Source organism: Marinobacter sp. EVN1, from assembly GCF_000475375.1.
GTDB lineage: Bacteria > Pseudomonadota > Gammaproteobacteria > Pseudomonadales > Oleiphilaceae > Marinobacter > Marinobacter nauticus.
The window spans coordinates 23,524-41,202 of sequence record NZ_AXCB01000013.1 but is presented as its reverse complement, the minus strand read 5'-3'; the positions used below and the strand labels follow the sequence as shown (position 1 = coordinate 41,202).

General features: G+C 53.9%; 15 protein-coding genes and 2 pseudogenes. 11 read left to right on the top strand and 6 right to left on the bottom strand.

Features of this window, described 5'->3' with window-relative positions; translation table 11 throughout:
• Window positions 1-10 precede the first annotated feature (10 nt).
• From brxL to Q674_RS26620, 5 genes are read left to right on the top strand one after another with little or no spacing between them, the layout of a single operon-like run.
• Window positions 11-2,071: a BREX system Lon protease-like protein BrxL gene (brxL, locus tag Q674_RS26640; protein ID WP_023008347.1), complete on the top strand. Its 2,061-nt coding sequence runs from the start codon at window positions 11-13 to the stop codon at window positions 2,069-2,071.
• A gap of 10 nt (window positions 2,072-2,081) precedes the next feature.
• Window positions 2,082-4,532, top strand: a complete 2,451-nt coding sequence (locus tag Q674_RS26635; protein ID WP_023008346.1) for an AAA family ATPase — start codon at window positions 2,082-2,084, stop codon at window positions 4,530-4,532.
• Window positions 4,529-5,773, top strand: coding sequence for an exonuclease SbcCD subunit D C-terminal domain-containing protein (locus tag Q674_RS26630; RefSeq protein WP_023008345.1), 1,245 nt, complete (start codon window positions 4,529-4,531; stop codon window positions 5,771-5,773). The genes Q674_RS26635 and Q674_RS26630 overlap by 4 nt, the downstream gene beginning before the upstream one ends.
• 11 nt (window positions 5,774-5,784) lie before the next feature.
• Window positions 5,785-9,060: an AAA family ATPase gene (locus Q674_RS26625; protein ID WP_023008344.1), complete on the top strand. Its 3,276-nt coding sequence runs from the start codon at window positions 5,785-5,787 to the stop codon at window positions 9,058-9,060.
• A 7-nt stretch (window positions 9,061-9,067) separates the two neighbouring features.
• Window positions 9,068-10,453, top strand: a complete 1,386-nt coding sequence (locus Q674_RS26620; RefSeq protein WP_023008343.1) for a hypothetical protein — start codon at window positions 9,068-9,070, stop codon at window positions 10,451-10,453.
• Window positions 10,454-10,526: 73 nt separating this feature from the next.
• On the opposite strand, the gene Q674_RS41295 is transcribed toward Q674_RS26620, so the two are convergent.
• From Q674_RS41295 to Q674_RS26600, 5 genes are all read right to left on the bottom strand, one after another.
• Window positions 10,527-10,685, bottom strand: a complete 159-nt coding sequence (locus tag Q674_RS41295) for a hypothetical protein (protein WP_200861845.1) — start codon at window positions 10,683-10,685, stop codon at window positions 10,527-10,529.
• A gap of 48 nt (window positions 10,686-10,733) precedes the next feature.
• Entirely contained in the window at window positions 10,734-11,366 is a 633-nt protein-coding gene (locus Q674_RS26615) for a recombinase family protein (protein ID WP_023008342.1), read from the bottom strand.
• A gap of 120 nt (window positions 11,367-11,486) precedes the next feature.
• Window positions 11,487-11,876 carry a hypothetical protein gene (locus Q674_RS26610; RefSeq protein WP_011784116.1) on the bottom strand — a complete coding sequence of 130 codons (390 nt, stop codon included), beginning with the start codon at window positions 11,874-11,876 and terminating at the stop codon, window positions 11,487-11,489.
• A 70-nt stretch (window positions 11,877-11,946) separates the two neighbouring features.
• Window positions 11,947-12,222: a hypothetical protein gene (locus Q674_RS26605; protein ID WP_011784117.1), complete on the bottom strand. Its 276-nt coding sequence runs from the start codon at window positions 12,220-12,222 to the stop codon at window positions 11,947-11,949.
• Window positions 12,215-13,063, bottom strand: a complete 849-nt coding sequence (locus Q674_RS26600; RefSeq protein ID WP_011784118.1) for a hypothetical protein — start codon at window positions 13,061-13,063, stop codon at window positions 12,215-12,217. The genes Q674_RS26605 and Q674_RS26600 overlap by 8 nt, the downstream gene beginning before the upstream one ends.
• Window positions 13,064-13,439: 376 nt before the next feature.
• Here Q674_RS26600 and Q674_RS41425 point away from each other — a divergent pair, with 376 nt between their 5' ends.
• The gene (locus Q674_RS41425; protein ID WP_220150157.1) at window positions 13,440-13,610 is read left to right on the top strand and encodes a hypothetical protein; all 171 of its coding nucleotides are present in this window, start codon (window positions 13,440-13,442) and stop codon (window positions 13,608-13,610) included.
• A 63-nt stretch (window positions 13,611-13,673) separates the two neighbouring features.
• Window positions 13,674-13,883, top strand: a complete 210-nt coding sequence (locus Q674_RS41420) for an IS66 family transposase (protein ID WP_022988836.1) — start codon at window positions 13,674-13,676, stop codon at window positions 13,881-13,883.
• Here the strand turns inward: Q674_RS41420 and Q674_RS41290 are convergent.
• Window positions 13,836-14,468 (bottom strand): annotated as a pseudogene (locus tag Q674_RS41290) (transposase); the annotation flags it as partial. The gene Q674_RS41420 and the pseudogene Q674_RS41290 overlap by 48 nt on opposite strands.
• Window positions 14,469-14,671: 203 nt before the next feature.
• Between Q674_RS41290 and Q674_RS26590 the strand changes: the two are divergent.
• The 4 genes and pseudogenes from Q674_RS26590 to Q674_RS26575 form a co-directional block, all read left to right on the top strand.
• A pseudogene (locus tag Q674_RS26590) lies at window positions 14,672-14,830 on the top strand (MarR family transcriptional regulator); the annotation flags it as partial.
• A 101-nt stretch (window positions 14,831-14,931) separates the two neighbouring features.
• Entirely contained in the window at window positions 14,932-15,771 is an 840-nt protein-coding gene (locus Q674_RS26585; RefSeq protein WP_011784122.1) for a universal stress protein, read from the top strand.
• Window positions 15,772-15,957: 186 nt separating this feature from the next.
• Entirely contained in the window at window positions 15,958-16,404 is a 447-nt protein-coding gene (locus Q674_RS26580; RefSeq protein WP_011784123.1) for a MarR family transcriptional regulator, read from the top strand.
• Between the two features lie 316 nt (window positions 16,405-16,720).
• Window positions 16,721-17,671 carry a lipid A deacylase LpxR family protein gene (locus Q674_RS26575; RefSeq protein WP_227501191.1) on the top strand — a complete coding sequence of 317 codons (951 nt, stop codon included), beginning with the start codon at window positions 16,721-16,723 and terminating at the stop codon, window positions 17,669-17,671.
• The last annotated feature ends 8 nt before the right edge of the window (window positions 17,672-17,679 follow it).

Sequence of the window (17,679 nt, the reverse complement as noted above, 5' to 3'; positions counted from 1 at the left end):
GTTATAGCTAATGAGCACGCTTGACCAAAAGATCAACGAACACTTCCCAGGGCTGGTGGTGCGCAAAGACCTGGTGAAAACGGTCAAGGGCAACGCCATCGTTCCCTCATACGTGCTGGAGTATCTGCTCGGCCAATACTGCGCCACTAACGACGAGGCTACGATTCAGACAGGTATCGAGACGGTCAAGGAGATTCTGGCCAAGCACTATGTCCACCGGAACGAGGCCGGACTGGTGCGCTCGAATATCAAGGAAAAGGGGCGCTACAAGGTCATCGACAAGATCAGCGTGGCCCTGAATGAGAAGACGGATGCCTACGAGGCGCAGTTTTCCAACCTGGGAATCAAGAAGGTATTGGTGGATTCTGGGACCGTGAAGGCCCACCCCAAACTGCTGGTAAGCGGCGTCTGGTGCATTGCGGACATCGAATACGTATTTTCTGAAGACCAGAACGTCAGCCCCTGGATTCTGTCCACCCTCAAGCCGATTCAGCTATCTCACTTCGACTACGACGCCTACGTTGCCGCGCGGCAGCAGTTCAGCACCGATGAGTGGATTGACCTGCTGATCCAGAGTATCGGCTTTAACCCGGAGATGTTCGGTCGGCGCAGCAAGCTAACCCAGCTGCTCCGCTTGATTCCGTTTTGCGAGCGGAACTACAACCTAATCGAACTTGGCCCCAAGGGGACGGGTAAATCCCACGTTTACTCCGAATTCTCGCCCCACGGGATTCTGGTGTCCGGTGGTGAAGTCACCGTACCCAAGCTGTTTGTGAATAACTCCAGCGGCAAGATCGGCCTGGTGGGCTACTGGGATTGCGTGGCCTTCGACGAGTTCGCCGGCAAGCAGAAAAGAGTCGACAAGGCCCTCGTCGACATCATGAAGAACTACATGGCCAACAAGTCCTTCTCCCGTGGCGTGGAAACCCTGGGCGCCGAGGCGTCCATGGTGTTCGTGGGGAACACCCGGCATACCGTGCCTTACATGCTGAAGCATTCGGACCTGTTCGATGAGCTGCCGGACAAGTTCTACGATTCTGCCTTTCTGGACCGAATCCACTTCTACATCCCCGGGTGGGAGGTCGATATCATCCGGGGCGAGATGTTCTCCGACGGCTATGGCTTCGTGGTGGACTACCTTGCAGAAATCCTGCGCTCGATGCGGAACTACGATTATTCCGATCAGTACCGGGAGCACTTTACCCTTTCTTCTGATATCTCGACCCGTGACCGGGACGGTATCAACAAGACCTTTTCCGGCTTGATGAAGATCCTGTTTCCCCAGGGCGGAGCAACCAGGGATGAGGTTGAAGAAGTGCTGCGTTTTGCCATCGAGGGGCGCAAGCGGGTCAAGGACCAGTTACAGCGGATTGATACTACTTACGGCGAAGTCCGATTTTCCTATCAGGACCAGGAAGGCCAGGAAATACTGGTCACGACACTTGAGGAAGAAGAGTACCCGGGTTACTACCATCAGACAGTGTCTACTCCTGATGACGGGGGATTAGAGCCCGAGCCAGCAGCAGACGTTAAAGGTGGCGAGCCCAAAGAGCCCCGCGCCCCTGAGCCTGCGCTGGAGGAAAAACACCTGACCTTCCAGGAGAACCAAAAAGGCATCTCATTCGACGGCTTGTTTGGCGCATACCTGAAAGGCGCCAGCAAGATCACCGTCACAGACCCCTACATCCGGCTTTTCTACCAGGTCCGAAATTTCATGGAGTTTCTCGAAGCCATCGTGAAGAACAAGGCCGAGGAAGATGAAGTGGCGGTTCACCTCGTCACCGTCCGGGACGAGTTCAAGGGTGACCTACAAGACGAGAGTTTTGAAAAGATCCAGGAATCCGCTCGCACCGTGGGCATCGACTTCACCTGGGAGTTTGATGAAAGCGGCACCATTCACGCCCGTCATATCGTTACAGATCACGGCTGGAAGATTTCACTGGATCGAGGGCTGGACATCTTTCAGCACTATGAGATGAATGAAGTCTTCGCGTTTGCCAACCGGTTGCAGCAGTTTCGGTCTAGCAAGGCCTTTGAGGTGACGTTTATCAGGCAAGAACAAAAAAATTAGGGGGGACGAGATGAGCGGCGAGGTAAAGAGAATAGAATCGATCAAAGACATGGCGGTCTTTCAGGACTTTCGATGGGCTTCATCTGTAAGGGATGAAGGCAATAATGTTGCTGAATTTAGAAAGATCAACATTTTATATGGCCGAAACTACTCCGGAAAAACAACTTTATCACGGATTTTTAGGGCTCTCGAAACCGGTTCAGTCTCCGAAAAATATAGCTCGCCTGAATTTCAGCTATCTTTCAATGGCGGCACCAATGCCACGCAAAACTCATTGAATAGCCATGGCCAAGTGGTTCGGGTTTTTAATGAAGATTTTGTCAGAGATAATCTGCATTTCATCGTTGATGACGAGCAGGCCATAAACTCGTTCGCCATATTGGGAGAAGATAATGCCAAGCTTGAGGAAGAGATAGAAAAGCATGAAGCTGAACTCGGAAGCGAAGAGGATAAATCAGGTCTGCTTGGTGACCTCCTTGGTGCTGAGGATGAGTTCAAAAAAGCCAAAAAATCCCATGGCGATAAGTCGACAGAATTGGAGACAAAGTTACGGGATAAAGCCAATAAGGCAGGCTCGGGAATTAAGCACAACAAATCGTTTGGCGATGCCAACTACAATGTTCCCAAAATTAAAGCAGATATCGCTACTGTTACCAGAGATACTTATTCCCCGCTTACTGATGAACAGGTAGACCAATTTCATGACCTTCTCAGAGAAGAACCCAAGCCGGAAATCCCAGAATCATCATCCTTTAACCTTCAATATTCCGCGATAGTATCAAAGGCTAAAGATTTAATTGAAAAAAAGATTCAGGCATCTGACCCGATTCAGGAATTACTAAACGATGCTGCATTGGCGACATGGGTGAGGACTGGTCGCGAGCATCATCAAGGGAAAAGAGACAAGTGCGCATTTTGTGGTAGCGACCTACCGAAAGATTTATGGGAAAAACTGGACAAGCATTTCAATCAGGAGTCTGAAGAGCTTCGGCAAGCGCTGGATAACCTGCTTGGATCGATTGAACGTGAGAGGTCACGACTTCCCAGTCTACTGAAAATCAAGAATTCGGATTTCTATTCTAACTTCACCATGGATTTGGATTCGCTTTCAGAACAGTTGTCAGCTAAATCCGCTGCTTATTGTGAAAGCTTGGATTCTATTAAAGAACAGGCCGAAAAACGGAAAAATGAAATCTTCACTCCTCTAACATTTGATGAACCTGAGTCCGTTGAGGATTCTTTGAATTCGGTTAGAGATTCATTTGAACAGCTCAGGAAAAAATCAAATGAGTTCACTGCTTCGCTGAGCGAGGATCAATCGGAAGCGCGCGCTTCACTCCGCCTTCATGAAGTTCATACATTCGTTAACGACATAAAATATGAAGAAGAATGCACAGCCATTGACGTGCTGAATAAGGCAATGGAAAAAGCGGAGGAAGCTAAGAACTCTGTAAAGGAAAAGCTTGATACAAAACGAGCAAAGATCAGTGAACTGAAGGCCCAACTGAAAGATGAAAGCAAGGGTGCTGACCGGGTTAACGACTATTTGAATAACTTCTTCGGCCACCAGTCCCTTTCACTCAGAGCCATTGAAGAAAATCCCGGAGATACTTCATCGGGATACCGGTTTGAAGTAACACGCAACGGCAAGCAGGCATTCCACCTAAGTGAGGGTGAATGTAGCCTGATAGCTTTTTGTTACTTCATGGCAAAGCTTGATGATATCGAGACTAAAGGTAATCAGCCTATCATCTGGATTGATGATCCCATATCCAGTCTTGATGCAAACCATATATTTTTTGTCTACAGCCTTATTAATGCAGAGATTGTAACCCCGGAGAAATATGAAGATGGCGAGGAGGAAAAAGAACGCGACCGCTTTAAGCAGTTATTTATATCGACTCACAACCTGGATTTTCTGAAGTATCTTAAGCGGCTTCCTGGTGCGATGAACAAAAATAAATCTCAATTTCTCATCATTACGCGAACGAATCAGACCAGCAACATCACGTTGATGCCTCGATACCTTAAGGACTATGTTACTGAGTTCAATTTCTTGTTTCATCAAATTTATAAATGTGCCCACGCACAGATCGAGAGTGATGAAAATCATGATTGCTACTACAACTTTGGGAACAATGCCCGTAAGTTTCTTGAGGCATTCTTGTACTACAAATATCCAAATGCCGTAGAGAAAGATGACAAGTTAACGCGGTTTTTTGGAGATGATGCCTTGGCCGCATCACTTACGGATCGTATCAATAATGAGTTTTCCCATTTGGCGGGTGTATTTGAACGAAGTGTTTTACCTATCGATGTTCCTGAGATGAAGACCACAGCAAATTTCATCTTGCGGAAGATTAAGGAAAAGGACCCTGATCAGTATGCCGCGTTACTTCAAAGTATCGGCGTGACTGAAGAGCCTATTGAGGAACCACAGACAGCGGTGGAGGCTCAATGAAAATCCTCCACACATCCGACTGGCACATCGGCCGCACCCTTTACGGCAGAAAGCGGTATGAGGAGTTCGAGAATTTTCTTACCTGGCTGGCTGAGTCGATTCAGAAAAACGAAATCGATGCACTGCTCGTGGCAGGTGATGTCTTTGACACCAGCGCTCCGAGCAATCGTGCCCAGGAGCTCTATTATCGGTTCCTGTGCCGGGTGGCTGCCTCATCCTGCCGGCATGTTGTCGTCATCGCGGGCAACCACGATTCGCCTTCCTTCCTCAATGCCCCCAGGGAGCTGCTCAAAGCGCTGAATGTCCACGTGGTCGGCAGTAGCTCTGAGTCCCTGGAAGACGAAGTGCTGGTGCTCCGCAGTGAGCTGAACGCTCCGGAGCTGATTGTTTGCGCCGTGCCCTACCTCCGGGACAGGGATATCCGGGTGGCGGAGGCGGGTGAGAGTGTCGAGGACAAGGAGCGGAAACTACTTGCGGGGATCCGGTCTCATTACGCCGAAGTCGCCGCCTTCGCTGAGCAGAAACGTGAGGAACTCGGAGTGGATATTCCCATTGTGGCCATGGGGCACCTGTTTACTGCCGGCGGACAAACCATCGATGGTGATGGTGTACGCGAACTCTACGTTGGCTCCCTGGCTCATGTGACGGCCGGGATTTTTCCAGCGAGCTTTGACTATCTGGCGCTTGGACACCTCCACGTCCCTCAGAAGGTGAATGGCCTAGAGACCATCAGGTACAGTGGCTCCCCTCTGCCCATGGGGTTCGGGGAGGCAAAACAGCAAAAGAGCGTTTGCCTGGTTGTTTTTAATCATGAAGAGGGCCAGGGCAAGCCGCCATCCGTGCAACTGATCGACGTGCCAGTGTTTCAAAAGCTGGAGCGCGTTAAGGGAGACTGGGAGAGCATCTCAAGCCGTATGCTCGAGCTGTCGGCAACAGACTTTCAAGGCTGGGTCGAAGTCATCTACGAAGGTGAGGAGGTCATTGGCGACCTGCGCGAACGTCTGGAGACCGCCGTCTCTGGCACTGGAGTGGAGATCCTCCGGATCAAAAACAACCGCATCATCGACCACGTGCTGGGACAAATCCATGAAGAGGAGACACTCGACGACCTGGATGTGAACGACGTGTTCGAGCGCTGCCTAGCCGTTCATGAAGTGCCTGAAGACCAGCGGCCTGAACTGCTACGGGCCTACCAGGAAACTGTTTCGTCTCTCTATGAAGACGACGTGAAAGCGGGATAGAGGGGCTGTCGATGAGAATACTGCAGGTACGCTTCAAAAACCTGAACTCCCTGGTAGGCGAGTGGGAAATCGACCTGATGCACCCAGCCTTCGCGTCTGACGGCATCTTCGCCATTACCGGCCCGACCGGCGCGGGTAAGACTACGATCCTCGATGCTATCTGTCTTGCCCTCTATGGGCGGACGCCTCGCCTGAACAAGGTTACCAAGAGCGGAAACGAAATCATGTCCCGGCAGACCGGCGAATGTTTTGCCGAGGTGACCTTCGAAACCCAGAGTGGGCGTTACCGCTGTCATTGGAGCCAACATCGGGCACGCAAGAAGCCGGATGGCGAGCTCCAGGCTCCGAAACATGAAATTGCCAATGCTGATTCCGGCGAGATCTTCGAATCCAAGATGAGAGGTGTAGCCGACCAGATCGAGTCGGCTACCGGTATGGACTTTGATCGTTTTACCCGTTCCATGTTGCTTGCCCAGGGCGGCTTCGCCGCGTTCCTTCAGGCGGCACCGGATGATCGGGCTCCGATCCTGGAGCAGATCACGGGCACAGAGATCTACAGCCAGATATCCGTTCGCGTCCATGAGCGACAGCGAGAAGAGCGAGAAAAGCTGAGCCTACTGCAGGCTGAAACAGCAGGCATCGCGATTCTCGAGCCGGAGCAGGAACAAGAGATTGCGCAGACACTCGAGACAAGGCAGAAGGAGGAAACAGACCTCGCCGCCAAGTCCGCCGAGGCCGGAAAGGCCATTGCCTGGCTCTCCATCATCGATGGATTAAAGAAGGAAATCGTCAATCTTGCCGATGAGGATAGCAAGCTGCATGTTGATATTAGGGCGTTCAAGCCCGATCGTGAAAGGCTCAACCGGGCTTTGAGTGCCTCCTCGCTTGATGGCGTATATGCAACGCTTATGGCCACCCGCAAACAGCAGGCAGATGACAGAGAGGCATTGAAAACTGAGGAGGAGGCGCTCCCTGGATTGGAATCCTCCGCCAAGGAGCAAGCCGAGACGATGAGCGCGGCTGAGCAACAAACCGCTCGGGCCAAAGAAGAGCTGAAAGCGGCCGCACCGATATTGCAAAAGGTTCGCTCCCTCGATCAGAAGCTTGCCGATCAGGAAAAGGCAGTTACGGCGGGTGATGAGGCCTGCAAGAAGGATTCGGCAAAGATTGACGCAGATACACAAACCCGGCTCAAGGAACAGGAGAAGCGTATTAAGGCCCAACAGGCATTGGAGCTTGTTGAAGGGTATCTCAAGGAGCATGCCCGGGATGAATGGCTGATCGGCGGCCTGGCTGGTGTTGAAGAGCAGTTGAGAGGCCTGCTCTTTAGGCAAAGCGAAGCCCTTCAAAAAGAGAGCGATCAAGAAACGGCCGAGAACGCTTTGAAACAGGCGACAACGTCACTCGACGACTGTCAGAAGCAATCCGGCATTCGGAAGCAGGAGCTGGAGGACGCATCAAAGCAGCTTCAGCAAGGCAAAGATGTTTTGAGCCAGCTACTGGGGGGCCGCTTGCTGCGCGAATATCGCACGGAGAAGGAAACTCTGCTGCGTGAAATGGCCTTCCTGACGAAAATAGCGGAGCTTGAAGATCACCGGGCGAAACTGGAAGACGGCAAGCCCTGCCCACTTTGTGGGGCCACCGAGCATCCCTTCGCGGAAGGGAATGTGCCTGCCTCTGATGAAACCGAACAGAAGATTGAAGCGCTGACCAAACTGATCAACAAAGCCGAGGATCAGGAAGCCGCCATCAAGAAGCTCGAAGTAGCTGAAAGCTTGGCCCGTAAAAACCTGACGGAGGCTGAAAAGCTGGAGTCAGCGGCGGCTAATGACAAAAAGGCAGCCGAAAGAACACTTGCCGAGGTAAAGGGCAGCTTGGAAAAGCTCCGTGCAGACTTTGCCGAACGCAGGCACGCCGTTTCCTCCAGGCTCCTGCCGCTTGGTATTGAGAACATCCCTGAAACGGACATTTCATCGCTGCTCGAGACCCTCAAAGCACGGCTGAAGGAATGGCAGGCCCAAGTCAAGAAGAAGGCAGACATCGAGAAACAGGTTGCCGACCTCGACAGTGAGATCAAGAGACTGGATGCGGTTATCGAAACCCAAAGCACTTCCCTTGCCGAAAAACGGGAGCGCCTGGAAACACTGAAAACGGAATTTGCCGCAGGAAATGATGAGCGCAAAGCACTTTACGACGACAGGAATCCCGACGAAGAAGAGCGCGGTTTGAATAAGGCGGTATTTGACGCCGAAGTTGCCGAGAGGCAGGCCAGAGATCAGCATAATCAACTACAGCAAAGGTGGCATACCGCAAAGGCCCATGTCGAATCCCTGAGAAAGCGGATCGACCAGCGAGAGCCGGAACTGGGAAGGATGGAAACTGATTTCTCCGAAGCACTTACGCCAGTTGGTTTTTCAGATGAAGAACAGTTTCTGGGAGCCAGATTGACCTCTGAGCGGAGAGGTGAGCTGGCGGTTAAGGCCAATGAACTGGATGAGCGTCAAACAGATCTGAAAGCCAGGCAAAAGGATCGGGAGACGCGCTTGGCCACAGAGATGGCTCGAAAAGTGACCGACAAATCTCTTGAAGAGCTCGAACCCCAATTCAAGGAGTACGAGGAGTCTCTGAGGGAGTTGCGGGACATCATTGCCGGTCTTAAGCACAAGCTGAGCGAAAATACGGCCGCCAAAGAGAGGATAAAAGAGAAACAAGCGGCTATTGAGGCCCAGGGCAAAGAGTGTCGCAGGTGGGAAAACCTGCACGAATTGATCGGATCCGCAGACGGTAAAAAGTATAGAAACTTTGCCCAGGGGTTGACCTTCGAAATGATGATTGGCCACGCCAACAGACAACTGCAAAAAATGACCGACCGCTACTTGCTGGTCCGTCATGATGCTCAGCCCCTGGAGCTCAACGTGGTTGACAACTACCAGGCTGGGGAGATTCGGCCCACGAAGAATCTTTCCGGTGGTGAAAGCTTTATCGTCAGTCTCTCCCTGGCTCTGGGTCTGTCCCATATGGCCAGCAAGAATGTCCGTGTGGACTCGCTGTTCCTGGATGAAGGCTTTGGCACGCTGGACGATGAAGCCCTTGATACTGCCTTGGAAACTCTCTCGGGTCTGCAGCAGGACGGCAAGCTGATCGGCGTTATTTCACACGTGCCTGCCTTGAAGGAGCGTATCAGCACGCAGATCCAGGTTACACCTCAAACTGGCGGGAGAAGCCAGATATCGGGGCCGGGATGCGGCGGGTTGAGCGCTACAGAGCGGGCCGTAGAGGCAGGTTAACTTGAAAATGAATCGACAGGCGATGCTTTCACCACGAGAACATCATTTCTACGTAGCGATTGCCAAGTTCCTTTTCCACCATCCGGAGCATGGCATTGTGTCAGTGCGGGACCCGATCAAGATCAAGGACGCGAATCGGTACGGGCTCAGCCCCCTCATACTCTATGGCATTACTGTTAGCGGGTTGCCCATTCGCTGGATGACGTTCACTCCAGTCGATCAACCCAGAGCTTTCCAGGATGTTCTCCTGGATGCATGGCGTAACGCGGAAGGCTTGCGTGGTTGCCCCGACACCCTTCGGGTCAACCGCCACATCGCGACGGCCAGCCATAGGCTGGTAGAGGACATGGCAAAAATCGGAGTCCAGGTTGAGGTCGCCGACGCCAAGGAGAAATCCCTCCCAGCGTCTCTGCGTTCAGCCCAGGACTCCAGCCGGTGGCTGCTGAGGAAGCACAACGGAAAAGACCGGTCTCCTGCCGGATCCATCCAGGCTCTTTGCCGGTACGCTCAGGATGAGCACGACTTTCGTGTCAGGGGTGGTCACAGAGGTGTGAATAACCGTGAGGTTGAAGACAGAATCCAGCAGTGGCTGGCGTTACCGGTGCAATTGCCGGTGCCTACAGCGACCGGTGGGCTCGACTGGAAACCCGGTCCATGGCTGTCATCCTGGGAGACCTCGCTACCGCCCTGTAAGCCCCGATATTTGGCTCTGGATGGGTTTGATGGCAGTACCTGGCTGCTTTCAGGTGAGGCGGCACCGGAGGATATCGTCGAGGATGATGATTTCTGGGCCGACAGTGACTATGACAACGCGGCCGAGATTGCCAAGAACCTCGTGGCGTGCTGGCCCAATCCACCTGCAGAGATTGCCAGGCGTGCCGGGATCACCCTGCGGGAACTTCAATGGTTCACCTCGGGAAAGTCGTCCCTTGACCCGCATGCGCGTTTTGACCTGGAAGCATTGCTCGGCATCGAGTACGACGAACGAATGGGCAGATATGTAGAGGCTGGGCCTTATGTCCTGATAGCCCACAAACCACTGGCCCTTAAGGAAGTCTATGAAGGCATATCCGGCGGCGGAGATGCACGCCCCTGTGAGATAGTCCCACGCCAAGGTGCCGCAGACCCCAGCTGGCGATACGTGTTGATCAACACCTATGGAGAGCCCCCAAGCCTCGTGATGGCGCCCCGTGGAGCCAAAATCACGGAGCGCCTTCCGGAGTTGCTTATGAATTATGACGGAGTTAGGGCTGTCGCTCCGAAGTTCTACCAGGATGTCGTTTCTACCTGTGCCCGTGCCTGCCGAGAACCTGCCGCTAACATTCGCGAGATGAAAAACTTTGTGAAACGCTATAAAGAGCACTGGGTAGATTGCTCCTGGCAGCCGGAATGAACCTGTCCGGTTGAGTCAAAGCGCGAAGACTGCGGATAATGGAAACGGCAGCGAACAACAGTTTGCCCAATATTTATTCGTGGCTACGGTTAGGTCGGGAAGCGCTTTTTGGAAACTTTCGCTCCACAAACGCTTCCAGTCGCTCGGCGTTGCGGTAGGCGATAACGCAGATAAAAAGCACAACCGCGACAAAGCTCAGGAATGCAATCAATGTGGCAGATAGGTTCAGCATATTCAGGTCTCCAATGGTTGATGGCCCTTTGAGGTCACTTTGTTGGTTTCAGGCCGCAGCATCGGCCTGTCTTTGTTCTTTGGCGACAGACGCAATCAAGTGCCGGGAGCAGCTCAGAATCTCCTGGATTTCGCTGTAGCTGTGGCCGCTCTTGAGAAGGCTGGCGATGTGTTGCCTGCGCTTCAGGTCTCGCTGCCGCCCTTGATACTTACCCTCCGTTTTGGCTTTGTTGATGCCTTGGAACTGGCGGCGCCGGCGATCTTCGTAGTCTTTTCGGGCCACCGCAGCCAGCATGTCGAGCATCATGGCGTTGACTGCCTGAAGAATAGAGTCCGTGAAGCCGGTGTTGTCTTTCTTCTCCAGGGCGAGCCAACTGGTCGGCAATTCCGGGGAAACAATGGCCAGTCGTTTGGCGGCCAGCTTTTGCTTGAGAGAGTCCCAGTCACTCTGTTTGAGGCGGGCTAGCCGGTCGATCTGTTCGACCAGCACAATGTCACCGTCGCCCGAATCCGCAATCAGCTTCATTAGCTCGGGGCGGTGCAAGGTGGCTCCGGATACGTTCTCCACATAGAAAGCCGCAATGCGCTGACCGTGGTTGGCTGCGAACTGTACCAGTGAGTCCCGGGCTCGCTCCGCATTCTGTTCCTGCGTGGATGCCCGAAGGTAGGCTCGAATAAACATCGTCGGTTCCTCAGTCTGTTATAAGTGGTTCTCTCTGGCTGGTCTGGATTAGGTGGTTCTGGTGGCCGTTACCGGGTTCGAACCTCTGGTTCTCCTGATCTGTGCCCATAAGGAACCATCTCAAGAGTCGAGAAACTCCCCGAACGGATCGTCCGCTCGATAAATCTGGTTGATTCTGTCGTCATCGAAGAAACCCTCTGTACCGCCATTGCTCCCATTGCCGGAAGTTGCCTTGTTGCCCGCGCCGGTTGCCTCCTCATCACTGCCTCGACTGAACGACGCCATCTTTTGTTCGAATTCAGGAAACGTCATTTCCCCATCGGGTCCCTTGGCGAAAACCGTCTTGTAGGCATCGACTACGGCCAGTGCGAAGCGAATGAACAGTGCGACCACCCAGAGCACGAACAATAAATACCATGCGTAAAGCGCTGCATCGGTACCCCTAAAGGCGAGCTCCACAACGCCGATCCCGGCGAGCCCCACTGTTACGATTTTTGCCACTCTTACCATGGCCTCAGTCCCCGATAGTGCTTTACTTCGAAGCTACCAGAACCTGAGAAAATGCAAGTTTTTCCCGGCGTCAGGCCGCTGCGGCTTGCCCGGCCAGCCACGGCGGTTTCACCTTGCTGTAGGCATCGTTCGTCATCGCCCTCAAGTCCTGCTCGAGCTCGACCCAGCAATGGGGAGCGGTGGTCATTCGGCTCAGTCGGTCCTCCGCGTATCCGATCCGGCATTGATGGAAAATGCCTCGCTCGCTCAGGGCATTGCTGATCACAAAAGTCATGTAGACGCTATCGACTCTCAGGTCCTCCAGCGGCAGCAGTGCCAACTCAAGTTCATCGTGCCAGTCACTCATGGTCGGGCTCCCTGAACATCAGCTGTTGGCCCTGTTCATACAACACCGGATAGGGGAGCGGCTCGCCGTCCTGGATCACGGTGTTCGGTGGAAAGTACATCACTATCCAGGGAGGCATGCCGGCGCTGACAGCGCCATAGAATTCATCTACAGGAAAGGTACGTTCATGGCCGGACTGCCGAAATACCAGTCGGGAATATTTCTCGGGATGGTTGGCAGCGATGTTGTAACTGGCTGCTTCACGGCCGATGACATAGCTTGGTGTCTTCCAGTGATTCGGTTGTTGGATGTTATAGGCGATGATGCAGTTGCTATCGGCACAGCCATATCGCTCGACTGTTACCGACCACAGCATGAGCGGGTTCCCATCAATCTCCGGCGTCTTCACGTCTGTGAGCTTCGTTACATTTATCGCCATCGACTCGGCGGCCTGGGTGATGGCCTCATCTACAACGGCAACATAGTGGTCATAGGCGTCATCCTCGTTCGCCGCCAGTGATTCCGGCATCCAGCCCATCAGGCTGGGTCGCGCCGAAGGGTTGTCCGGCGTCATCATGATGTCAGTGGCGTTGAAGAACAGCGTCTGGGTGCCGGTAAGATGACGAAGCGGCGCATCTAATGAGGTGGCCAATCTGGCCAGGTCGAGGGCGCTTACCAGCAAACCCTTTCGATGCGAGCGCGTCCCGTCTGGTGAATCCCGCAGGTCCTGATCGTAGACGCCGCCGGCACGGGCCAGATTCAGTGCGCGGGATGATTCGTCGTCATAGTGTCGAGGCATGACAGCGCAACCCGCGAGCGCGGCTGTAGTTACAGCAAAACAAATGGTCTTCAACTTGGTCATTTTGAACTCCTGCGTTTTCTAAAATATTCGCACGAAGTTTCAAATATGCAAGAGGAAAATCAAAATAATATTTAATAAAATCAATGTGTTGCGCTGTCAGTACAAACTTCGGTGTATCCGCAGTGGTGCATCGGGAGTGCCGCTCTTGCTAGACTTGCCAGTAGGTTTTTTTCGGTTGAGGCGAGGTGTTGGTAAATCGGAAAAGGATCAGAAATTCCCAGTTTCCCACTTATCCCAGTTTATAAGCATGGGTAGTAACCGACCGGGCCAATAGAGAAAAAGTTTCTATTCATGCAAGAAACAGCGGGATGACGACTGCCTGAACGATACTGGTCTGCGCTTTAGTGCCGATGTGCCGGTGGAAGTCATTGAACACATGCCATCGGAGCAGATCGGGCCGGACGCCGACCAGTACGACATCCTCGGCACCAAAACCTCCTACCGGCTGGCCCAGCGGGCCTCCAGTTACGTGGTGCTGAAGGTGGAACGCCCGGTGTTCCGGCGCAAAGGGCACCGAGAAGCCTGCGACAACACCGGCTCTATTTAACGTGCTGCACAACAGCCTGGCCGATGTCAGCCTGCTGGTGGACAAGTTTCAGTCCCCCTGCCGTTGTATCGTCAGCACCAGCGCATCCAGCAATCCGGCATCACCATCAGCCGCAGTACCCTGACCAAGCTGGTCAAGCGAGCCATCGACCTGCTGCGCCCCATTGTGGATGCGCAGACCGACAACGTGCCGCGCAGCCGGTACTGGCCATCGACGAAACGCTCATCAAGGCCGGCCACCAGGGCCGGTCAGGCCCCCAAAAAGGCAAGATGAGATCCGGCTGGTTCTGGCGGCTGTCTGGCGATGCTGGCGAAGTGGTGTCATCCTGACCGACAGAACAAACAGCCCGAGGCCCCGTCGCTTGCGGTGGCCAGGATCCACCTTGCCGGCAGACTCGGCTTTGCAGTTGATGAGTCTGGCATAGGAAGCGAACTTCTGAACTGACTCAAAGCGCTGGATATCACCGATTTCGTAGAGAATGGTCAGCGCTAGGATGCGCCCTACACCGGGAATGGTCCTCAGCACACTCAGAGAAGTGGGATTATGTTGTTTGGCTTGCCGCTCCAGGTGTTCTTCAAGCTTGCTCAGCTCACGGTGATAGCACTCGATGATGGCCAGGTCGAGATTGATGTTGTGCTGGACATTCTGTCCGGCAAAGGCCGCCTGAACCTGTTCCCGGACTCCCACATTCTTAAGGTTTACCTTATTGGGTGGCGGATTGTATTGGCTGGTGGTGTTCACCACGTGGGTTTTGAGCATGGCCCCGTGCTGGACGATGCGGAAGCGTCGTCGCAGTAGGTCGCGGGTGGCCCGCATCTCGTTGGGATAGGTGTAGGCCAGCGGGAAGTTGCCGTCCTTTGATTTCCTTGTGTAGCAACACCTCCCCCTGCTGGTTGATGATACAGACGTACAGGCATGCAGCAGATTGATTCCACAATAATGATGGTAGGTGCTACGATAAAGTTTATTGAGTCTTCTCCCTTGTGGTGTTTGGTCGCCTTCCAGCTTAGCGGTCAACCGCTAGACTGGGGAGAGGGCTTAATAAGTATCAGGACAGTGACATGGACCCGCAAATCCCTCGGGATCAGTTTCCTTTCACCAGTGTCCGGTTAGCAAGGCGCTGGCGCAAGTTGCTGGATGAGCGCCTGAAAGACCTGGGGGCTACCCAGGCTCGCTGGTTCACCATGGTCTGCCTGCAGCGTGATGGTGGAGGGCTGACATAGCGGGAGATAGCCCACCTGATGGTCATCGAGAATCCGACATTGGTCCGCCTGCGTGTTTTTGAGTAGGTTATGGAAAGCGCGTGACCAGGAGGTGAAGCATGCTACCTAAGGATATCGTTGTCTTTCTTGAAGAGGCTCGGCCCTATGACCGGCGACTGGCGATCGCCGCTGACATCGCTGCGTGCTGGGATGCCTGCCTGATAGCGGTGTTTGTGGCAACGCCACTGAGAGCGATGCCTCATGCGTACGCTGTGGCCGGCCCCGCCATGCGCGCCTTGCTCGAACAGCATCGCGTGCGTGTTCGGGACGCAGAGACTCAGGTCAGGGAGCGGTTTGAGGCAATGGCTCGCGCAAGAGGTATTAGCGCAGAGTGGCGCTTGTCCGAGAGCGAGGTGGCGGAGGAATTAATGCTACACGCGCGCTATGCAGGGCTGGCGTTGGTCCCTCCCTTCGAAAGCTCCCCTGAACCTTCCATGACGGTCAGGATGGCCGAGCATGTTATCTTCGGGTCTGGACGCCCGACTATACTCATTCCTGACGAGTGGCCGGCCGGACGGATTGGACGACGTATCGTTGTTGGCTGGAACGCTAGCAGGGAGGCAACACGAGCTGTCGGCGATGCGTTACCCTTCCTGGCCCAGGCAGAAGCAGTGAAGGTGGTTTGTGTCTGCGATGAACCGGATGGCGAGCTGGAGTGTAGAGAAGATTTCGGCGCGGACCTGTGTCGCCACCTCGCGCGTTATGGCGTACAGGTAACACTGGAACAAGTCGACGGTGGTAAGGTCGGCCCGGTGCTACTCGAGCAGGCGCGGGCGTTCCATGCCGACATGCTGGTGATGGGCGCCTATGGCCATACGCGGCTCACCCGACTGGTGCTGGGTAGCGCTACTCGAACTGTACTCTGTCAAGCGTCAATCCCTGTGCTGGTGTCTCGTTGACTATAAACGAACGCGCTGGCGGGCTATTGACGGAGCCCTTCGGAGAAGTTCCTTAGTAGCTGGCCTGAGAACCTGCTTGAATTGCAGGTCGAATTGGCGCAAACCTGGTTAGTGCGTAACGCAGACTTGCCTCAATGATTAGCTTACGATTTACTGTTACTGAGTCAGCAATATCAGGACAGTGATATGGACCCGCAAATCCCTCGAGATCAGTTTCCCTTCGCCAATGCCCGAGTGGCAAGGCGCTGGCGCAAGTTACTGGATGAGCGCCTGAAAGACCTGGGGGTTACCCAAGCTCGTTGGTTCACCATGGTCTGCCTGCAGCGTGGTGGTGAAGGATTGACCCAGCGGGAGTTAGCCCATTTGATGACGATCGAGAATCCGACATTGGTCCGTCTGCTTGACAGCCTTGAAGAGCAGGGGCTGATTGAACGACGGCCCTGTAAGCATGATCGGCGCGTCAGGTTGCTGTACCTTACCAATACCGGTGAGCGCTTTTCGAGCGAACTGAATGAGCGGGCGAATCTCTTGCGAGAGGAGATGCTGAAAGGCATTGAAGACCAGGATCTGGAAGTCGCTCTGCGTGTGTTTGAACGGGTTATGGAAAATTCCGCCAACCCCAAATATTACTGAACCCGAGACATTTTTCAGACGCGAGCGACAAGATTAGGATTGGAGCGTTCCGCAAATTTCGCCGGCACAGGACGGTTCCATCACGGCTGGCGGTCCGTCGTTATGTGTGTTACGTTCAGTCCATGCTGAACGAAATGAACAAGTTTTGCAGCAGCCTTCCTATCATTGTTGGCGGAACACCGAATCAACTGGCACGGGAAAGTGGGGCAGCATCCGGGAGTATGGTCTTTTGCAACCGGTTCAACCCGCCTTGACAGAGGGCGCTTTATTGAAATCTCGACGTGGCAAAAAGTGTTATTGGAGTTGGTGCTCAGGTTTGTTGCTGGGCTTCCTTGTGACGTCAGCTTCCGCCGACGGCCTGCTGTCCCTGAAAGTGGAAAACGATGCCTTTTCCGCCGGTGGCGATGGTCAATACACCAACGGCGTAGAGGTGATCTGGGCCTTTGAGCCCCCGGATCGACATTGGACCCGCCGTCTTGCGGACGTCATTCCGGGCTGGTCTGGCAGTACTCTTGCGGGCGTAACGTACCGGCTCGGGCAACAGATCTATACGCCCGAAGATATAGAGGTCGAAACGCTTATTAAAGATGACCGCCCCTATGCCGGCCTTTTGTTTGGTGGAATTTCGCTACTGAGCGAAAGGGAGCACGGTGGCTTGCGTTTGGCAGACAGCCTGCATATCGACGTGGGCATCGTAGGACCGGCTTCCGGTGCTGAGGTAGTCCAACGAAATTTCCACGATCTTATTGCGGCAGACAAGCCGAGGGGTTGGGACAACCAGCTTGAGAACGAGCCAGTGATTAATTTTGGTTATGAACGGGCCTGGCTTAAACAACAGGATGTCGCTGAGCTAAGCCTGGAATATGGACCGTCTGCCGGGTTTGCGCTCGGCAACCTGTATACCTACGCTTCCAGCGGCCTTGGGTTTCGTTTGGGAGAGGGGCTTGATCGTAGTTTCGGCATTCCGTCAGTCGCCCCCGCACAAGGCGGGCAATCTTCTTTTCGGCGGGATCGGGGCTTTAGCTGGTACGTCTTCGCTGCCGTAGAAGGGCGCTATACAGCACACAACCTGCTGCTCGACGGCAACAGTTTCGAGGACAGCCACTCCGTTGACAGTCGTGAGTGGGTTGGCGATGCTCAGGTGGGTGCGGCATTGACCTGGGATCGCTGGCAGATCGCCTACACCTACCTGTGGCGCAGCGAAGAATTCGAGGAAAAGGACGGCGTCGATCAGTTTGGATCGATCGTTCTGTCTACCTGGTTATAAGTGAAGGC

Coding starts and splice junctions, on each gene's coding strand:
- brxL (WP_023008347.1), top strand. CDS start 11: ATGAGCACGCTTGACCAAAAGATCAACGAACACTTCCCAGGGCTGGTG.
- Q674_RS26635 (WP_023008346.1), top strand. CDS start 2,082: ATGAGCGGCGAGGTAAAGAGAATAGAATCGATCAAAGACATGGCGGTC.
- Q674_RS26630 (WP_023008345.1), top strand. CDS start 4,529: ATGAAAATCCTCCACACATCCGACTGGCACATCGGCCGCACCCTTTAC.
- Q674_RS26625 (WP_023008344.1), top strand. CDS start 5,785: ATGAGAATACTGCAGGTACGCTTCAAAAACCTGAACTCCCTGGTAGGC.
- Q674_RS26620 (WP_023008343.1), top strand. CDS start 9,068: ATGAATCGACAGGCGATGCTTTCACCACGAGAACATCATTTCTACGTA.
- Q674_RS41295 (WP_200861845.1), bottom strand. CDS start 10,685: ATGCTGAACCTATCTGCCACATTGATTGCATTCCTGAGCTTTGTCGCG.
- Q674_RS26615 (WP_023008342.1), bottom strand. CDS start 11,366: ATGTTTATTCGAGCCTACCTTCGGGCATCCACGCAGGAACAGAATGCG.
- Q674_RS26610 (WP_011784116.1), bottom strand. CDS start 11,876: ATGGTAAGAGTGGCAAAAATCGTAACAGTGGGGCTCGCCGGGATCGGC.
- Q674_RS26605 (WP_011784117.1), bottom strand. CDS start 12,222: ATGAGTGACTGGCACGATGAACTTGAGTTGGCACTGCTGCCGCTGGAG.
- Q674_RS26600 (WP_011784118.1), bottom strand. CDS start 13,063: ATGACCAAGTTGAAGACCATTTGTTTTGCTGTAACTACAGCCGCGCTC.
- Q674_RS41425 (WP_220150157.1), top strand. CDS start 13,440: ATGCCATCGGAGCAGATCGGGCCGGACGCCGACCAGTACGACATCCTC.
- Q674_RS26585 (WP_011784122.1), top strand. CDS start 14,932: ATGCTACCTAAGGATATCGTTGTCTTTCTTGAAGAGGCTCGGCCCTAT.
- Q674_RS26580 (WP_011784123.1), top strand. CDS start 15,958: ATGGACCCGCAAATCCCTCGAGATCAGTTTCCCTTCGCCAATGCCCGA.